The following is an 18,977-nucleotide window of genomic DNA, read 5'->3' on the forward strand; positions in this document are numbered from 1 at the left end:
TAACCAGCAGAAGTTTATGCAAATTATAAGGGAATCTTTCTTACTTGAAAATATAAAAATAGTAGGAGGAACTTTGATGGCTTACGAAAAACTTGCAGCCCAAGACAAGGCTGTACTTGAAGCAATTTTAAATGAAAAGAAACGTCAACAAGAAAACATTGAATTAATTGCATCCGAAAATATCGTTTCAGAAGCGGTAATGGAAGCGCAAGGATCTGTGTTAACAAATAAATATGCAGAAGGTTACCCAGGAAAACGTTACTATGGCGGCTGTGAACACGTCGACGTAGTAGAAGAGATCGCTCGTGAACGGGCAAAAGAACTCTTTGGTGCAAAATTTGCAAATGTTCAACCGCATTCCGGCGCTCAAGCAAACATGGCGGTTTATTTCTCTGTATTGCAACCAGGAGACACAGTATTGGGAATGAATTTATCCCATGGCGGTCACTTAACCCATGGTTCGCCAGTCAACTTCTCCGGGATTCAATACAATTTCGTTGAATATGGCGTAACAAAAGATACGAATGTGATTGACTATGATGATGTTCGTGCGAAAGCATTGGAACATAAACCAAAACTAATCGTGGCAGGCGCTTCTAGTTATCCTAGAGAGATTGATTTCAAAAAATTCCGCGAAATCGCTGATGAAGTGGGCGCTTACTTCATGGTGGATATGGCGCATATCGCAGGTCTTGTGGCTGCTGGCGAACATCCATCTCCAGTTCCATATGCGCATTTCACAACAACAACGACGCACAAAACATTGCGCGGCCCTCGCGGCGGTTTAGTGCTCACTAACGACGAAGAATTGGCGAAAAAAATTGACAAATCCGTGTTCCCTGGCATTCAAGGCGGTCCATTAATGCACGTGATTGCCGCAAAAGCAGTGGCATTTGGCGAAGCATTGAAACCGGAATTCAAAGAATACGCAAAGCAAATTAAGAAAAATGCTCAAGTACTTGCGGAAACATTGATTTCTGAAGGTCTGCAAATCGTATCCGGCGGAACAGACAACCACTTATTGCTTGTAAATGTAAAATCTGTCGGCCTTACTGGAAAAGCAGCAGAAAAATTATTGGATGAAGTAAAAATCACTGTAAACAAAAACTCCATCCCATTTGATGAAGAAAAACCATTTGTGACATCCGGCATCCGCATTGGTACACCAGCCATTACAACTCGCGGCTTTAAAGAAGAAGATGCGAAAGAAGTCGGCTTAATCATTGCAAAAGTATTGAAAAATCCAGAAGATCAAGCAGTTAAAGAAGAAGCTCTTGCCCGCGTTAAAGTATTGACTGACAAATATCCGATTTATGAAGATTTAGTGGTAGGAAAATAATCGATTTGCCTCGCTCAAGTGGATTGAGCGGGGTTTTTTTATTTGGCTCAGCGGTTTAGTATGAATAATCAAATAGCAGAGATATCAGCTATTCAGAACGAAACAACAAAATGAAATAAAAATTTGAATAATTCATAAAAATATAAGCAAAATTCACGAAAAAACCTTCCCGTTCCAACTTCCGAAAAAAAGAAAATGACAACTATGTAAATGATTTGTTTATTTATTTTCTAAAGCATGGTTTTTTGTTATACTAGTTTGGATAATGTGGAACCATAATCCCACTCTAAGTCCGAATAGACATCATAATTTTAAATCGAAGTTAGGAGCGAACTACATGAGTAGAGTATATGTATTTGACCATCCATTAATCCAACATAAGTTGACGTATATCCGCGATAAAAACACAGGAACAAAAGAATTCCGTGAACTTGTTGATGAAGTGGCTACACTAATGGCCTTTGAAATTACTCGCGATTTGCCCACAGAAGAAATTGAAATCGAAACGCCGATTACTAAAGCTAAAACAAGAGTGCTTGCAGGGAAGAAAATCGCTCTTGTTCCAATTTTGCGTGCGGGAATCGGAATGGTTGACGGCGTATTAAAACTGATTCCTGCTGCGAAAGTGGGACATATCGGTTTATACCGCGATCCGGAAACATTAAAACCGGTGGAATATTATGTTAAACTTCCGCAAGACGTGCAAGAGCGTGAATTTATCGTAGTTGACCCAATGCTTGCAACAGGCGGTTCCGCAGTAGAAGCCATCAATGCATTGAAAAAACGGGGAGCAAACAACATTAAATTCATGTGCTTAATTGCAGCTCCAGAAGGCGTTGAAGTTCTGCAAAAAGCCCATCCAGATGTAGACATTTTCATCGCAGCCCTTGATGAAAAATTAAACGAACATGGCTACATCGTTCCTGGTTTAGGGGATGCAGGCGACCGCCTATTCGGCACGAAATAATATTTAGAGAAAAAGCGTCCTTCATTTTGAAGGGCGTTTTCCACTATTCAAACGTCTTATAAACTACAGCACTCATTGCCCATACAGGAAGGGAGAATCATTCATTGCAAAAAATTAAAGTGATGACTATATTTGGTACAAGACCTGAAGCGATTAAAATGGCGCCAGTTGTGTTGGAACTCCAAAAGCATCCAGACGAAATCGAATCGATTGTCACAGTCACAGCACAGCATCGCCAAATGCTTGACCAAGTTCTCGAAACATTCAATATTACGCCTGATTACGACTTAAATATTATGAAAGACCGGCAAACATTAATCGATGTAACGGTCAACGCCCTTCAAGGTTTGGACAAAGTCATGAAGGAAGCAAAGCCAGACATCGTATTGGTGCATGGCGATACAACAACGACATTTGTAGGAAGCCTTGCCGCGTTCTACAATCAAATTGCCATTGGACACGTCGAAGCGGGCTTGAGAACGCACAACAAATACTCACCTTATCCGGAAGAAATGAATCGCCAGTTGACAGGGGTTATGGCAGACCTTCACTTTGCGCCGACTGAACAATCGCGCCAAAACTTACTGAAAGAAAATAAAAATCCAGATACGATTTTTGTGACAGGCAATACAGCCATTGATGCACTAAAAACAACGGTGAAAGAACAGTATTCACACCCGATTCTAGAGAAAATCGGAAGCGACCGCATGATTCTTTTAACAGCCCATCGCCGTGAAAACTTGGGCGAACCGATGCGCCATATGTTCCGTGCCATCAAGCGTCTTTTGCAAGAACACGATGATGTACAAGTAATTTATCCAGTGCATTTAAATCCAGCAGTAAGAGAAGTAGCTAATGAAATTTTAGGAAATGATCCGAGAATTCATTTGATTGAACCGCTTGAAGTATTTGATTTCCATAATTTCGCTGCCCGATCATATATGATTTTGACAGATTCGGGAGGCGTACAGGAAGAAGCGCCGTCTTTAGGAAAACCAGTGCTTGTACTAAGGGATACAACAGAGCGGCCTGAAGGGATTGCTGCAGGTACCTTGAAACTTGCGGGAACAAACGAAGAAAACATTTATCGTTTGGCGAAGGAATTATTGGAGGACGAAGAAGCTTACAATCAAATGGCAAAAGCGTCCAATCCATATGGAGATGGTTTTGCATCAAGACGGATAGTAGATGCACTTCTTACGTATTTCTACGAAAAGAAACGTTAATCAAAATCTATTCATAATTATAGGGATATAAAAATGCAAAAAATCATTGTAACAAATATCACTGCCTGCTAAAACCAATTTTCTGTAGTAAATTTGTCGATATTTTGACAAGATAATTTCGGTGTGAAGTTTTTCACTAAAACGCATTGACATCAAAATTTCCCTATTGTATGCTTACAAAGTGTATGAATATTAAAGGGTTTCGTTCAGAAAATGATACTCAAACCCTTGTAATATCAAGTTTCTACTACCAATACGGTGGGAACGTAGAATGCAATTTTGGGAACGTGGAAGAGTCTGAATACAAGAGCTGAATTAGGGGAAAAATATATCACCGTAAAAAATTTTTGCCCTCATGTGAAAACTAAAAGTAATAACCCCATTCTACACCATGTTTCCATGGTACGGCAAATAATGGATTCAGGAGATTATACCAATGTTGGATTTGCACCGAACTTTTGATAAGCAGAAAAAAGCTTTATTTTTTTTGCTTGCCCTATGTGTATTGGGATGGTTCTTTACACCATATCCAACGATTTTTTCCGGGATAGGGATCGGTGCGATTTTTGGTACTTACAACTTTTGGATTCTTGTTCGACGAATGGACAAGTTTGACCGTTCCTATCGTGATGGAAAACGTTCAGTTTCACTTGGTTCGGGTTTGCGCTTTGCATCTGCAGTCGCTGCAGTCGCAATACCTATCTCGTTGCCCAACTACTTCAATGTTGTTAGCTCAGTTATTGGGTTAATGATACCTTATATCTTCCTCTTTATTGAGGCCTTATATAGTTTAATGAAAACTAGAAAATAGGTCCATTTGAAAGTGAGGTGAGTGCAAAAAATGGAACACGGAGCACCGGAAGTTACTCTGCATTTGGGAGATATTCCAATCACATTTAATTTAGCCACAGTTTTAACTTTATTAGTTACTGCGACAATTGTATTTATCATCGCGTTCATCTCTACAAGAAATCTACAGCTAAAACCAACAGGTATGCAAAACTTCATGGAATGGGTAATGGACTTTGTAAAGAACATTATCAAAAGCAACATGGACTGGAAAACAGGTGGGCGTTTCCACGTATTAGGTATTACGCTCATTATGTTTATCGCCGTTGCGAACATGCTAGGTTTACCATTCTCTGGCATTGTAATTCATGGAAATTTATGGTGGAAATCACCAACAGCAGATCCTGTTGTGACACTAACACTAGCTTCAATGGTAACAGTGCTTGCAACATTCTATGGCATTAAATTACATGGTACAGGACATTATTTCAAAACATTTGTCCAACCAAAATCATTCTTATTACCATTAAAAATCATAGAAGAATTCGCAAACACATTAACTCTCGGTTTGCGTCTCTATGGTAACATCTATGCAGGTGAAATTCTTTTAGGCTTGCTTGCTGGACTAGCTAGTTCATCAATCTTAGGCTTTATTGGTGCCATTATCCCAACAATGGCATGGCTAGGATTCTCAATCTTTATCGGCTTTATCCAAGCCTTTGTATTTACAATGTTAACAATGGTTTATTTATCACACAAAGTGAGCAAAGACCATTAATTTATAAATTCATAGTGTTATACACATTATGAGTATTTTTATGAAAAAAATAAAAAATTATTCCAAGGAGGAAATATAAAATGGGTCTTTTAGCAGCAGCAATTGCAATCGGTTTAGCAGCACTAGGTGCAGGTATTGGTAACGGTTTAATCGTATCTCGTACAGTAGAAGGAATTGCACGTCAACCAGAAGCACGTGGGGTTCTTCAAACTACAATGTTCATCGGGGTAGCGTTAGTTGAGGCCTTACCAATCATCGCAGTAGTTGTTGCGTTCATCGTAATGAACCGATAATTGGTTCCATGTGGCGAAGGATGATTTACATAAAAAAACTTCGCCATTCCTTTTATTTTCAATGTTTAAGGAAGACATTTTTTTAGAAGAATGACTGGTAGAAAATGAAAAGGTTTTAAATATAAATGGCTCTCTTCAAATTTCAATTAGAAATGGACTGAAGAAGGGCAAGTAAAATGGAATTTGAAGCTCTTGAAGGGAGTGAAACAATCGTGAATTTAGAATATTTAGTATTAGGTTCTACAGCAGAAGCAGTTAACCTTGGAGATATTCTTGCGACACTGGTAATCTTCCTCGTTTTAATGGCATTGTTAAAGAAATTTGCTTGGGGTCCATTAATGGGCATCATGCAACAACGCGAGGAATTAGTTGCAAGTGAAATTGAAGCGGCTGAAACTGCTCGCAAAGAAGCAGCAAAAACTTTAGAAGAGCAAAAAGCCCTTTTAAAAGAAGCTCGTACAGAAGCGCAAAAAATTATTGAAAGCGCTAAAAAACAAGCAGAAGCACAACGCGACGAAATCGTGGAAGCAGCTCGCCAAGAAGCAAATCGCTTGAAAGAATCTGCTGTTCGTGAAATCGAAACAGAAAAAGAAAAAGCGATCGCTTCATTGCGTGAAGAAGTGGTTTCCCTTTCTGTTCTTGCGGCATCCAAAGTGCTTGAAAAAGAAATTTCTGAAGAAGCTAACAGCGCATTAATTAAAGAAACGATTGCTAAGGCAGGCGAAGCGAAATGAGTAACTATTCTGTAGCGAAACGCTATGCCGAGGCATTGTTTGCTGTGGCACAAGAGCAAAATATTGTAAATCAAGTGAATCAAGAACTTCAAGAAATCGCCCAAGTGATCAAAGAAAATCGCGATTTCCTTGCATTGCTTACAAATCCGAAGTTTTCTTCAGAAAAGAAAAAAGAAATGGTTTCGGAGCTATTTAAAGAAGCCAATCCGATTTTATTAAACACACTAAAACTTTTAGTGGATAAAAAACGAATGAATGAATTAAAACATATTGCAGAAGCATTTAAAGCGTTGGCAGCAGACGCTCAAGGCACTGCGGAAGCTACAGTTTATTCAACTCGCGAATTAACGGAAGAAGAGAAAAAAGACATCTCAACTTCTTTTGCGAAACTTGTTGACAAAGAGACTCTGAACATTACAAATGTAATTGAACCATCCGTGATTGGTGGCGTTCGTGTTCAAATTGGCAACATCATTTTCGATAACACTGTAGCAAGCAAATTAGAAAGTCTCAGACGCACGTTAGTCGTTAATAATTAGAAAAGTGAGAGGTGACATTCATGAGCATCAAGGCTGAAGAAATCAGCGCTCTGTTAAGAAAGCAGATTGAAAACTACCAATCTGAATTAGAAGTTAACGAAGTTGGTACTGTAATCACTGTTGGTGACGGTATCGCACGCGCTCATGGCCTCGACAACTGTATGGCAGGAGAACTTGTTGAGTTCGAAAATGGTGTAATGGGTATGGCTCAAAACCTAGAAGAAGGCAACGTCGGTATCGTTATTCTAGGTAACTACCTTGGCATCAAAGAAGGCGATACAGTTCGTCGCACAGGTCGTATTATGGAAGTTCCAGTCGGCGAAGAATTAATTGGTCGTGTCGTAAACCCACTTGGTATGCCAGTGGATGGAAAAGGACCTATCAATACAACAAAAACTCGTCCAGTAGAAAGCCCAGCTTTCGGCGTTATGGCTCGTAAATCCGTTCATGAACCATTACAAACTGGTATCAAAGCCATTGACGCATTAGTGCCAATCGGACGTGGTCAACGTGAGTTAATCATCGGTGACCGTCAAACAGGTAAAACATCAATTGCAATCGACACAATCTTGAACCAAGCTGACCAAAATATGATTTGTATCTATGTAGCAATCGGTCAGAAAGAATCTACAGTTCGTACAGTTGTTGAAACACTTCGCAAACACGGTGCGTTAGATTACTCCATCGTTGTAACAGCATCAGCTTCTCAACCAGCACCACTATTATACTTAGCTCCATATGCTGGGGTTTCAATGGCTGAATACTTCATGTTACAAGGTAAACACGTGTTAATCGTGTACGATGATTTATCTAAACAAGCAGCAGCTTACCGTGAGCTTTCATTGCTATTACGTCGTCCACCAGGTCGTGAAGCTTACCCAGGTGACGTATTCTACTTGCACAGCCGTCTACTTGAACGCGCTGCAAAATTAAGCGACGCAATGGGTGCAGGTTCAATCACAGCACTTCCATTCGTTGAAACACAAGCAGGGGATATTTCTGCATACATCCCAACAAACGTAATCTCTATCACAGACGGACAAATCTTCTTACAATCTGACCTATTCCACTCAGGTGTACGTCCAGCGATCAACGCCGGTTTATCCGTATCCCGCGTTGGTGGTGCTGCGCAAATCAAAGCGATGAAAAAAGTTGCCGGTACACTTCGCCTTGACTTGGCTGCGTACCGTGAACTTGAAGCATTCGCTCAATTCGGTTCAGATTTGGATAAAGCAACACTTCAAAAACTTGAACGTGGTAAACGTACAGTTGAAGTATTGAAACAAGACTTGAACAAACCAATTAAAGTAGAATATCAAGTTATGATTATCTACGCTCTAACTCGCGGTTACTTAGACGATATTCCAGTAAAAGATATCCGTCGCTTCGAAAACGAGTTATACAGCTGGTTAGATGTAAACCACACTCACATTTTAGAGCATATTCGTACTACGAAAGATCTTCCATCTGACGAAGATATGCATGCAGCTCTTACTGAATTCAAAAAACAATTTGCTAAATCAGAAGAATGATTCTTTCAGCTTTGCTGCTGAAAGATCTTCTGATGATGAGTAGCACGAATGATGACTAAAATGAAAAGGTGGTGAAATACCAGTGGCAAGAAGTTTGCGCGATATTAAAAATCGAATCAACTCAACGCGTAAAACAGGGCACATTACAAAAGCGATGCAAATGGTGTCTGCTGCGAAACGGACAAAAGCGGAAGAAAACGCCAAAGCTTACGTTCCTTACATGGACAAAGTACAGGACGTGGTTGCATCCATCGCTAGCGGCTCATCTGATGTCACACATCCAATGCTAGTCGCACGCCCTGTGAAGAAGACGGGTTATATCATTATCGGTTCTGACCGCGGTTTAGCTGGACCATATAACTCAAACGTGATTCGTGAATTGGCACGTGTAGTCGAAGAACGTCATAAATCCAATGACGAGTTTGTGATTTTCACAATTGGTCGTGTACCTACAGAATACTTTAAAAAACGTGGGTATAACGTAATTGATAGCGTTGTCGGCCTTCCTGACCAACCATCATTCTCCCAAATTAAACAAATCGCTCGTAAAGCTGTTGGTATGTTCGCTGATGGTACATATGATGAACTTTATATGTACTACAACCACTATGTGAGCGTCATTTCACAAGTCGTAACAGAGAAAAAAGTATTGCCGATTACGGATTTAGCACCAGCAACTGAAGGGCTTCAAGCAACTTATGAGTTCGAACCAAATCCGGAAGCTATTTTGGAAGTTCTCTTGCCTCAATATGCTGAAAGCTTAATTTACGGTGCGTTGCTTGATGCGAAAGCAAGTGAACATGCGGCTCGTATGACAGCTATGAAAACGGCGACAGATAATGCGAATGAACTTGTTAAAACACTTACACTCGAATACAACCGTGCTCGTCAAGCATCAATCACTCAAGAAATTACAGAAATTGTCAGCGGAGCAGAAGCCATCCAATAGGCTAGCTCCTTGTTACGTATAAATGTACGATAGGAGGGTACACAGGAATGAACAAAGGACATGTTGTTCAGGTAATGGGTCCGGTTGTAGACGTACGATTCCCAAACGGCCAATTACCAAATATCTACGATGCTCTAAAAGTTAACATCAATCGTCCTGGTGAAGATACTGTTACTTTGACATTAGAAGTAGCATTACACCTTGGTGACGACACTGTCCGTACAATTGCCATGGCCTCAACAGACGGTCTTCAACGTGGCGCGGAAGTAACAAATACAGGTGCACCTATCTCTGTTCCTGTTGGTGAAGTAACACTTGGACGTGTATTTAACGTTTTAGGTGAACCAATTGACGAAAAAGATGATATCTCAGCGGAAGCTCGCCGTGATCCAATTCACCGTGAAGCACCTAAATTTGAAGAACTTTCAACAAAAGTAGAAATCCTTGAAACAGGTATCAAAGTAGTTGACTTATTAGCACCTTATATCAAAGGTGGTAAAGTAGGTCTATTCGGTGGTGCCGGAGTAGGTAAAACAGTATTAATCCAAGAATTGATTCACAACATCGCCCAAGAACACGGTGGTATTTCTGTATTCGCTGGTGTAGGTGAACGTACTCGTGAAGGTAACGACTTGTACCATGAAATGAGCGATTCCGGAGTTATCAGCAAAACTGCCATGGTATTCGGACAAATGAACGAACCACCTGGTGCTCGTATGCGCGTTGCCCTAACTGGTTTGACAATGGCAGAATATTTCCGTGATGAACAAGGACAAGACGTGCTACTATTCATCGATAACATCTTCCGCTTCACACAAGCAGGTTCGGAAGTATCAGCCCTACTTGGTCGTATGCCATCAGCCGTTGGTTACCAACCAACACTTGCTACAGAAATGGGTAACTTGCAAGAACGTATCACATCTACAAACAAAGGATCTATTACGTCTATCCAAGCGATTTACGTACCAGCCGACGACTATACTGACCCGGCTCCAGCTACAACATTTGCTCACTTAGACTCTACTACAAACCTTGAACGTAAATTATCTGAGATGGGTATTTACCCAGCGGTGGACCCACTAGCATCTACTTCTCGTGCATTAGCACCTGAAATCGTTGGTGAAGAACACTATCAAGTAGCTCGCGGCGTACAACAAACATTACAACGTTACCGTGAATTGCAAGACATCATCGCGATCTTAGGTATGGATGAATTATCTGAAGAAGATAAGAAAACAGTTGAACGTGCTCGTCGTATTCAATTCTTCTTATCTCAAAACTTCCACGTTGCGGAACAATTCACTGGTCAACCAGGTTCTTATGTTCCTGTTAAAGATACAGTACGCAGCTTTAAAGAAATTCTTGAAGGTAAATATGACCATTTACCAGAAGATGCATTCCGTCTTGTGGGAAGCATTGAAGACGTAATCGAAAAAGCTAAAGCAATGGGCGTAGAGGTATAATGTTACGGACGGAGGAGGAAAAAATATGAAGACAGTTCAAGTCAATATTGTCACTCCGGACGGCCCAGTATACGATTCAGAAATCGCAATGGTCATTGCAAAAACTGTTTCTGGAGATATCGGTATCCTTCCAGGTCATATTCCTTTAGTGGCGCCGCTTCAAATTAGTGCGGTAAAACTAAAGCTTGCAGACGGTTCGCAAAAAGTAGTAGCCGTTAGCGGTGGCTTTATTGAAGTTCGTCCAGATAAAATTTCAATTCTCGCTCCTTCTGCTGAAGTGGCTGAGAACATTGATCTCGCTCGTGCTCAAGCAGCGAAGAAAAGAGCGGAAGAACGTCTTCAAAGCAAGTCCGATGATATTGATTTCAAACGGGCTGAATTAGCTTTGAAACGTGCAATCAATCGCATCAACGTTTATGAGGGCAGAGTTTAAGAAATTAGCGGGCAGTACAACTGTCCGCTTTTTCTATCATTTATAGTGGAAGGATTTTACTAGAAATGTTTTCGAAATATTTCACATAATGGAAAGTTTGTATATTTTTTATTAAAATAAAGGAGGCGCGCATTATGGATGTTTATCAAACTATGGGTGTACAAGCTGCGATCGGGATTTTTTCACATATTCTTTTTATAGTCATTGCTTTTTATGCGCTGCAGGCTGTTCGAATAGAAGTAGTTTTTAAAAAAGGGAAAACTTTTCAAATCCAGCTCATGTATATCTTGCTAAGCATTGTTTTGGGATACACAGTATCAAATTTCTTTCTAGATTTTACAGGTTTATCTCAACGATTGCCGTATATCTTTTCAAAGTAGTTCATCGTTCTTAGGTTATGTCCATTAGCAGCAAAGAAGAATTTGTACATCACCTCAATAGTTATATGGTTTGTAAGGGCAAATGACAAATTTAGTTTCTTTTGTCGTTACAACACATATATCTTGTTATTTCCTGGGCAATCCTGTAGATATTTGCAACAATAAAGACATTGAAATATGAAAAAGTTAGTAATTTTAGACGTTTCTTTACAATTCACCATAATTCCCCATTCTGCGTAATATATAATTGTAGATGAATGTTGAAAAATATTTGAAATTAGTATTTTTAGTCACTTGTAAATTTGAGGTTAAAGCATTACTATTGATATGGTTTGCTTTTTTAGTGGCTAATTGCTGAAGACATCTTTGGATAATGGATTCGGAGGGACGATTTGTGGAGAAGATGATTGTTACAGGAGGCCGAAGATTACAAGGAAAAGTTAAAATAGAAGGGGCTAAAAATGCTGTATTACCTATTTTAACTGCTTCTTTGTTAGCTTCTAAGAATGCCAGTATAATAAAAGACGTCCCAAATTTAGCGGATGTTCATACAATAAATGCAGTATTAAAAAGTTTAAATACGGAAGTACAATATGACGTTGAAAATAAGGAAATTCGTATAAATGCGGAAAAACCTTTATTGAGTGAAGCACCCTTTGATTATGTCAGTAAAATGCGCGCCTCCATTTTAGTAATGGGATCGCTGCTGGCACGCAATGGTTATGCACGTGTTGCAATGCCGGGTGGTTGTGCAATTGGTTCTCGGCCAATTGAGCTGCATTTAAAAGGTTTTGAAGCAATGGGCGCAAAAATTTCCACTGGCCATGGATATGTGGAAGCAAAAGTCCAAGACCGTTTAAAGGGAGCAAACATCTATTTAGATTTTCCAAGCGTTGGCGCAACAGAAAATATTATGACAGCTGCAGCGCTTGCAGAAGGAACGACAGTCATTGAAAATGCAGCAAAAGAGCCGGAAATTGTAGATTTGGCGAATTTCATTAATAAAATGGGCGGTCGTGTCACGGGGGCAGGAACGGACACAATCCGCATTGATGGTGTAAAAGAATTGCATGGTGCCACACATCATGTCATACCCGACCGGATTGAAGCAGGGACATTTATGGTCGCAGCAGCAATTACACGCGGAGATGTTTTAATCGAAAATGTGATTCCGGAACATTTGACGGCATTAATGGCAAAAATGCGTGAAATGGGCGTGGAAATTACGGAAGAAGGAAATGGAATTCGAGTTCGTGCAAACGATCCATTGAAAGCTGTTGATGTGAAAACGATGCCATATCCAGGTTTCCCTACAGATATGCAGGCGCAAATGATGGCATTGATGTTGACGGCACAAGGAACGAGTATTATTACAGAAACGGTATTTGAAAATCGGTTTATGCATGCGGAAGAGTTCCGCCGCATGAATGCAGCATTGAAAATTGAAGGCCGTTCAGCGTTTGTGGAAGGACCTGTGAAATTGCAAGGTGCAGAAGTGGCAGCAACCGATTTGCGAGCAGCAGCAGCGTTAATTTTGGCTGGCTTAGCAACTGAAGGGGTCACTCGTGTAACGAAATTGCATCATCTAGATCGGGGATACGTAGACTTTGAGAAGAAATTGCGTGCACTTGGGGCGAATATTGAACGTGTTTCTAGCGATGAGGAAGTAGTTTCAGAGAAATTGAATGTTGCTAAAGAAACTACATTGAACGTGTAATAAGAGGAAATCTTGGCAACTTGATTTTTCATCAAAGTGGAATTGCTCTATTTTCTACTGTACCATATGATAGGTGCGTTTGAATTATTCATTCACAAAACGACAAAATCTTGCTTTCAGGGTTTTGTCGTTTTTTTGTGTAAGAAGAGATGGATTTAGGATCGGATGAAGGGGAAAATCGCCAACTTCGAGGATCTAATCACCAAGGCGAAAAAATTGAGATCCTCAAGCATCGATAATCGCCAGAGAGAAAGAAATAATCGCCAAAACTAGAAACATTATCGCCAGAGCCAAAAAACGCCTTCCAAGAGCATCGATAATCGCAAAGAAGCAATCATATGTGCCAATCTGAAACCTCAAAACCTCAAACTAAAAAAACGGCTCAAAAAAAGATATATTTCCCCGGTTCCAATCATAAGTAATATGTATGAAACAAATAAAAAATCACAAAAACATAGCAGCCATTTTTTCAATTACATTATTTATCTCGATTCTATTTTTCTTCCCGTTTTTCTTCAAAAATTCCGAGAAAACTTTGAAGGAAGTTTCGGGGCCATTAGTGACTATGGAAGATTGCAATATTTTCATCCGCATTACCGGCCAAGAAGATTCTATTCCTCTTGAAGAATACGTCGTTGGAGTAGTTGCCGCTGAAATGCCGGCAAGCTTTCATTTAGAAGCCTTGAAAGCTCAAGCCATTGCCGCAAGAACATACGTATTAAAATCCACCAATTATGGCCAAACGCCAATTGAACCAACTGTGTTAAGACAAGTATTTTATGATGAGGATACGCGAAAATCCAATTGGCAAGCCACCTTTGAAGAAAATGAGGGAAAAATCAGGGAAGCCGTAGAAAGTACGAAAGGAGAAGTGCTGAAATATAACGGAGAACTGATTACTGCCATGTTTCATTCCATGAGCAACGGCCGGACGGAAAGCTCCAAAAATTATAGCGGCGTCGATTTACCTTATCTCCAATCTGTTGTCAGTGCGGATTTTCAAACAGAAAATTACGTTGTGAAAAAAAAATGGACATTGGATGAATGGAACCGCCTACTCAAAGTTAATATGACGCTTGATGATATCAAAAAAATCCGTACAAAACTTAATAACACTGGGAGGGTAGAAAAAGTTAATTTTGGCACGAAAGAGTGGACAGGGCGTGAATTTCGAGATTTGCTTGATTTGCGTTCAACGGATTTTACGATTGCAGTCGTCAATAACAAAATTGAAATTACGACAGAAGGCTACGGACACGGTGTCGGGATGAGCCAATATGGAGCGGATGCAATGGCAAAGCAAGGAAGAACCGCCCATCAAATCCTTGCCCATTATTACAAAGACACAACGATTGAAAAAATGATGTGCACAAAATAATTCTTACACCACACAAATCGTACGTTTGAAAAAATATGATGCAAAAAATAGTGAAAATTTCCAAAAAAGTTGTTTAGAAATTCCAAAACTTGTTCATCCTTCATATTGAGGTGATGAACAAATGAGAGAAGACCAAAACAAACAAAATAACACTTCTCAAAAACTAAAAAAATGGCAACAACAACCTTGGTTTTGGCCGGCAATATATGGGGGCATGGCAGCAGTACTCATTGGGTTAATTGTTACTTATTCTGTAATCACAAGCGAAGATAAGAGCGAAACGGTGAATGAACCAGTAGTACAGGAAGAAGAATCTCCAATCATTGAAACCAATGCGCAAACGGAAACACTCAAATATCCATTCGCCGAAAATCAACTTGAAAATGCAAAAGTATTACAAGATTTCTATGACATCAACGCAGATGCTGAAACTCGTGAAAATGCACTTCTTGTATTCGATCAAACATTCACAACATCATCCGGAATTTCAATTTCCATCAACAACGAACCGTTTGAAGTACTCGCTGCAATGAGCGGTGAAGTAAAAGAAGTGAAACTAGATGCGTTCACTGGCAACAAGATTGTCATCGCCCACCCGAACGGAATGGAAACACACTATAGCTCCGTGGCGGACATCCTTGTCAAAGAAGGCGATAAAGTAGAACAAGGACAACCGATTGCAACATCTACAGAAAATGATTGGAATCCAACTGCCGGCATCCATCTTCACTTTGAAGTATTAGAAGACGGTAAAAACGTCAACCCAAGAAATTATTTAAGCTTCTAACAAATGAAAGCGCAGCCTGAATGGAAAAATCCCGACTTTTCAGGCTGCGCTTTTGACTTTCCTAGGAAAAAAAGTTCTGAAAATGTTGGAAGATACATATGGTGAATAAACGTTAAATCGCTGATTGCAAACGTCAATGAAATAAATGTATCAGAAAAACATCGAAATAGATTGTTTATTGTAGGCAAAACTGCACTTCTTAGATCCGAGAGAAAGGAAGAGAACGTGCACGAGCACATTAGGCACCGTTGTGTACAACTGGGAAAGCTGCTTGTGGAGACGGGCGAGACGGTTAGAGTCCTTGCGAAGATGACAGGATATTCCAAGAGTACGGTGCACAAAGACTTAACAGAGCGCTTACAATTAGTGAATGAAGAATTAGCGAAAGAAGTGAGAGAAATATTAGCCTACCACAAATCCGTTCGTCATTTGCGAGGGGGAGAGGCGACACGTAGAAAGTGGCAGTCCCAAAAAAAACAGTGAAAAGGCATTTGGTTTGGCTTTGTCCCAAAGTCAGGCTGAATGCTTTTTCATTTCCTTCCTGTGAAAAAGTTTGTGAAGCTGCCTAGAAAGTAGCAAAATCATCGATTCGTTACATTGATAGAAAGAATGTTTGAAAAATTGTCAAAGGAACATAGAAGAGGGATTTTGAATGAGTTGTAGAATAATGTTGAAAGACGCTAAAAACTCCGATAATTAAGATGTAAATAAAACTTTATTATGATAAAATATTCTAGATAAAATGTATAAATTATGAACGTAGTAGTAATGGAGTCGCAACATTTCGGAAGGAGAAATTAGATTATTATGTTTTCAAAGGATATAGGGATCGACTTAGGAACAGCTAATGTACTGATTTATGTGAAGGGAAAGGGCATTGTACTGAACGAACCTTCTGTGGTGGCAATCGACAAGAAAACGAATAAAGTGCTTGCTGTTGGCGAGGAAGCAAGACAAATGGTAGGGCGTACACCGGGAAACATTGTCGCCATTCGTCCTTTGAAGGATGGAGTCATTGCAGATTTTGATTTAACAGAAGCCATGTTAAGACACTTCCTTAACAAACTTGATGTGAAAGGGTTTTTCTCTAAACCTCGCATCTTAATTTGCTGTCCGACAAACATTACAAGCGTTGAAAAGAAAGCGATTCGCGAAGCAGCTGAAAAATCAGGAGGCAAAAAAGTCTATATTGAAGAAGAACCAAAAGTGGCTGCCATCGGTGCAGGCATGGACATTTTCCAACCAAGCGGCAACATGGTTGTCGATATCGGCGGCGGTACGACAGATATTGCAGTGCTTTCCATGGGGGATATTGTAACAAGTGAATCAATTAAAGTTGCAGGAGATACATTCGACAATGATATTCTTCAATACATTAAGAAGGAATATAAACTGCTTATTGGTGAACGTACAGCCGAAGCGATCAAAATCAATATCGGAACGGTATTCCCTGGCAGCCGGAATGAAGAAATGGAAATCCGCGGCCGCGACATGGTCACAGGGCTCCCTCGCACGATTACAATTCATTCATCCGAAATTGAAAAAGCATTGCATGAATCTGTCCATCTCATCGTTCAATCTGCGAAAAACGTATTAGAAAAAACGCCGCCAGAACTTTCTGCAGACATTATTGACCGAGGCGTCATCTTAACAGGCGGTGGCGCATTGCTTCACGGCATTGATCAGCTGCTCATGCAAGAATTAAAAGTGCCAGTCTTTATAGCTGAAAATCCAATGGACTGCGTAGCGCTTGGTACAGGCATCATGCTAGACAACATTGACCGTTCACCTGGCTCAAAATTCTAAAATGCCTTAAGTCGCCTCTAACATCATAAGAAAATTAAAAAAACGATAATCGAATTGCGACAATTTGCCGATATCAATGGAAGAGGTATTTTCCAAATTGGAGGGGGAAACGGCGTGTTTAAAGGAATTTATACAGCAGCGTCCGGCATGCTAGCTCAACAAAGAAAAACAGAAATATTGACAAACAATATGGCAAACGCCAATACACCAGGATATAAAGCAGAACAGACAACGATTCGTTCATTCCCGGAAATGCTTTTGTCTGCAATTGATGATACAAATGTTCCGACTAAAAAAGGATTAAACTTAAATCTCATTCAACCCATCGGAAATCTTTCTACAGGCATCTATTTGCAAGAAACAATGCCGAACTTCGCTCAAGGGGATATATACGAAACGGAATATACTACCAATCTTGCTTTAGTGAACGGCAATCTTCCAGCAGGCAGCAGCATCTTCTTCCGCTTGGCTCATCCGGATGGCGGTGAAGCCTATACTCGAAACGGGAATTTCACTTTAGATGGACAAGGCTATTTAGTCAATGCAGACGGTTACTATGTTTTATCTGAAACAGGCAATCGCATCCAGCTTCCAAATGAAGATTTCCAAGTTGCAGACAACGGTGCCGTATATGTCAACAATCAACAAGTGGCGACAATTGGTGTAGCTTATGCCCAAAACGCCTATCAATTAATTAAACAAGATAACGGACTGTTCCGCACGCAAGACGGTGGGGCTCTGCCATCTGCCTATGCTCAAAACGGAATCACTTTTGCAATGAAACAAAAATATTTAGAAGGCTCTAACGTGGATGCTGCCCAATCGATGACGCAATTGCTAACGGCATATCGTGCATTCGAAGCGAACCAAAAAGTGATCCAAGCCTATGATAAGAGCATGGAAAAAGCAGTAAATGAAATTGGAAAAGTATAAGAAAGGAGGGCTAATGAATGCTACGAACGATGCTCACAGCAACAAACTCATTAAACCAAATACAAAAGCAAATTGACACAATAAGCAATAACATTGCCAATGTCGATACAATCGGTTATAAAGCAAAAGAAGCCCGTTTTTCGGAAATGCTTTACCAAGAATATGTCAACACTCGAAAAGATACTGCAGCGAGGCTCACCCCTGAAGGCATCCGCTATGGCGTTGGCGCGAGAGTTTCGCAAATCCAAACAAACAATGCCCAAGGATCTTTGAAAACGACGGATCGGGATTTAGACTTTGCATTCACAAAAGAACGCCAATATTTCAATATTCTCATGCCGAATGAAAACGGCGAAATCAATATGGTCTACTCCCGCCAAGGCAACTTCTATGTATCGCCAATTAACGATGAACAAGTGATGCTTGTCACAGCGGAAGGCTATGCAGTAGCTGATAGCAACGGCAACCCAATTGTATTGAACGACAACGTAAAAAGTTTTACATTAAGAGAAAACGGCTCATTGGTTGTTAATTATAATGACGACACAGAAGAAACTTTCCAATTGGGAGTAACAGAAATCCAATTGCCGCAAGTAATGGAGGCAGTTTCTGGCCCTTATCTTGCATTACCTGCAAATTTTGATGAATTAGGTTATGATGAAAATGATATTCTAACAAACTTAGTGGGAATTGTCCGGGAAAACATTGGCCTTGAAAATCAAAAATTAGAAATGTCGAACGTGAATCTTTCTAAAGAAATGACAAACTTAATTCAAGCCCAGCGTACTTATCAATTTAATGCCCGTGCCATTACAATTGCCGATCAAATGATGGGGCTCATTAACGGAATTCGCTAATAATTGACCAAAAACTTTGGCTAACTAATGTTTTGACGTATCGACAACATTCATTCATGGCAAACAGAACAGGACCA

General features: G+C 40.1%; 20 protein-coding genes. All 20 read left to right on the top strand.

The window, feature by feature from the left end; all coding sequences use genetic code 11:
* Nucleotides 1-76: 76 nt before the first annotated feature.
* The 20 genes from glyA (at nucleotide 77) to DKZ56_RS04975 (ending at nucleotide 18,900) form a co-directional block, all read left to right on the top strand.
* Nucleotides 77-1,339, top strand: coding sequence for a serine hydroxymethyltransferase (gene glyA / locus DKZ56_RS04880; RefSeq protein WP_208651643.1), 1,263 nt, complete (start codon nucleotides 77-79; stop codon nucleotides 1,337-1,339).
* A 337-nt stretch (nucleotides 1,340-1,676) separates the two neighbouring features.
* A complete protein-coding gene (gene upp / locus DKZ56_RS04885; RefSeq protein ID WP_208651644.1) occupies nucleotides 1,677-2,306 on the top strand; it encodes a uracil phosphoribosyltransferase in 630 nt (209 codons plus the stop codon).
* 122 nt (nucleotides 2,307-2,428) lie between these two features.
* The gene (gene wecB, locus DKZ56_RS04890; RefSeq protein ID WP_208652168.1) at nucleotides 2,429-3,532 is read left to right on the top strand and encodes a non-hydrolyzing UDP-N-acetylglucosamine 2-epimerase; all 1,104 of its coding nucleotides are present in this window, start codon (nucleotides 2,429-2,431) and stop codon (nucleotides 3,530-3,532) included.
* A gap of 436 nt (nucleotides 3,533-3,968) precedes the next feature.
* Nucleotides 3,969-4,343, top strand: a complete 375-nt coding sequence (locus DKZ56_RS04895; protein WP_208651645.1) for an ATP synthase subunit I — start codon at nucleotides 3,969-3,971, stop codon at nucleotides 4,341-4,343.
* 30 nt (nucleotides 4,344-4,373) lie between these two features.
* Nucleotides 4,374-5,099 carry a F0F1 ATP synthase subunit A gene (atpB, locus tag DKZ56_RS04900; RefSeq protein WP_208651646.1) on the top strand — a complete coding sequence of 242 codons (726 nt, stop codon included), beginning with the start codon at nucleotides 4,374-4,376 and terminating at the stop codon, nucleotides 5,097-5,099.
* Between the two features lie 80 nt (nucleotides 5,100-5,179).
* Nucleotides 5,180-5,392, top strand: coding sequence for a F0F1 ATP synthase subunit C (atpE, locus tag DKZ56_RS04905; RefSeq protein WP_016837239.1), 213 nt, complete (start codon nucleotides 5,180-5,182; stop codon nucleotides 5,390-5,392).
* Between the two features lie 212 nt (nucleotides 5,393-5,604).
* Nucleotides 5,605-6,126 carry a F0F1 ATP synthase subunit B gene (gene atpF / locus DKZ56_RS04910; protein WP_208652169.1) on the top strand — a complete coding sequence of 174 codons (522 nt, stop codon included), beginning with the start codon at nucleotides 5,605-5,607 and terminating at the stop codon, nucleotides 6,124-6,126.
* Nucleotides 6,123-6,665, top strand: a complete 543-nt coding sequence (locus tag DKZ56_RS04915; protein WP_208651647.1) for a F0F1 ATP synthase subunit delta — start codon at nucleotides 6,123-6,125, stop codon at nucleotides 6,663-6,665. Before atpF ends, DKZ56_RS04915 begins: the two co-directional genes overlap by 4 nt.
* Nucleotides 6,666-6,685: 20 nt before the next feature.
* Nucleotides 6,686-8,197 carry a F0F1 ATP synthase subunit alpha gene (gene atpA, locus DKZ56_RS04920; protein WP_208651648.1) on the top strand — a complete coding sequence of 504 codons (1,512 nt, stop codon included), beginning with the start codon at nucleotides 6,686-6,688 and terminating at the stop codon, nucleotides 8,195-8,197.
* A gap of 82 nt (nucleotides 8,198-8,279) precedes the next feature.
* Nucleotides 8,280-9,146: an ATP synthase F1 subunit gamma gene (gene atpG / locus DKZ56_RS04925; RefSeq protein ID WP_208651649.1), complete on the top strand. Its 867-nt coding sequence runs from the start codon at nucleotides 8,280-8,282 to the stop codon at nucleotides 9,144-9,146.
* Nucleotides 9,147-9,193: 47 nt separating this feature from the next.
* The gene (gene atpD / locus DKZ56_RS04930) at nucleotides 9,194-10,609 is read left to right on the top strand and encodes a F0F1 ATP synthase subunit beta (protein WP_208651650.1); all 1,416 of its coding nucleotides are present in this window, start codon (nucleotides 9,194-9,196) and stop codon (nucleotides 10,607-10,609) included.
* Nucleotides 10,610-10,634: 25 nt separating this feature from the next.
* Nucleotides 10,635-11,042, top strand: a complete 408-nt coding sequence (locus DKZ56_RS04935) for a F0F1 ATP synthase subunit epsilon (protein ID WP_208651651.1) — start codon at nucleotides 10,635-10,637, stop codon at nucleotides 11,040-11,042.
* A 134-nt stretch (nucleotides 11,043-11,176) separates the two neighbouring features.
* Nucleotides 11,177-11,422, top strand: a complete 246-nt coding sequence (locus DKZ56_RS04940; RefSeq protein WP_208651652.1) for a DUF1146 family protein — start codon at nucleotides 11,177-11,179, stop codon at nucleotides 11,420-11,422.
* A 394-nt stretch (nucleotides 11,423-11,816) separates the two neighbouring features.
* Nucleotides 11,817-13,139 (top strand): UDP-N-acetylglucosamine 1-carboxyvinyltransferase, encoded by a 1,323-nt coding sequence (murA, locus tag DKZ56_RS04945; protein WP_208651653.1) that lies wholly within the window; start codon nucleotides 11,817-11,819, stop codon nucleotides 13,137-13,139.
* 565 nt (nucleotides 13,140-13,704) lie between these two features.
* Nucleotides 13,705-14,517, top strand: a complete 813-nt coding sequence (gene spoIID / locus DKZ56_RS04950; protein WP_245989636.1) for a stage II sporulation protein D — start codon at nucleotides 13,705-13,707, stop codon at nucleotides 14,515-14,517.
* A gap of 121 nt (nucleotides 14,518-14,638) precedes the next feature.
* The gene (locus DKZ56_RS04955) at nucleotides 14,639-15,304 is read left to right on the top strand and encodes a M23 family metallopeptidase (protein WP_208651655.1); all 666 of its coding nucleotides are present in this window, start codon (nucleotides 14,639-14,641) and stop codon (nucleotides 15,302-15,304) included.
* Between the two features lie 225 nt (nucleotides 15,305-15,529).
* Nucleotides 15,530-15,787, top strand: a complete 258-nt coding sequence (locus DKZ56_RS04960) for a sporulation transcriptional regulator SpoIIID (protein WP_208651656.1) — start codon at nucleotides 15,530-15,532, stop codon at nucleotides 15,785-15,787.
* A gap of 324 nt (nucleotides 15,788-16,111) precedes the next feature.
* Nucleotides 16,112-17,110, top strand: coding sequence for a rod shape-determining protein (mreB, locus tag DKZ56_RS04965; RefSeq protein WP_208651657.1), 999 nt, complete (start codon nucleotides 16,112-16,114; stop codon nucleotides 17,108-17,110).
* Nucleotides 17,111-17,224: 114 nt separating this feature from the next.
* Nucleotides 17,225-18,043: a flagellar hook-basal body protein gene (locus tag DKZ56_RS04970; RefSeq protein WP_208651658.1), complete on the top strand. Its 819-nt coding sequence runs from the start codon at nucleotides 17,225-17,227 to the stop codon at nucleotides 18,041-18,043.
* A 17-nt stretch (nucleotides 18,044-18,060) separates the two neighbouring features.
* Nucleotides 18,061-18,900 (top strand): flagellar hook-basal body protein, encoded by an 840-nt coding sequence (locus DKZ56_RS04975; RefSeq protein ID WP_208651659.1) that lies wholly within the window; start codon nucleotides 18,061-18,063, stop codon nucleotides 18,898-18,900.
* Nucleotides 18,901-18,977 lie beyond the last annotated feature (77 nt).

Origin of the sequence: Ureibacillus thermophilus (assembly GCF_004331915.1) — a bacterium.
GTDB lineage: Bacteria > Bacillota > Bacilli > Bacillales_A > Planococcaceae > Ureibacillus > Ureibacillus thermophilus.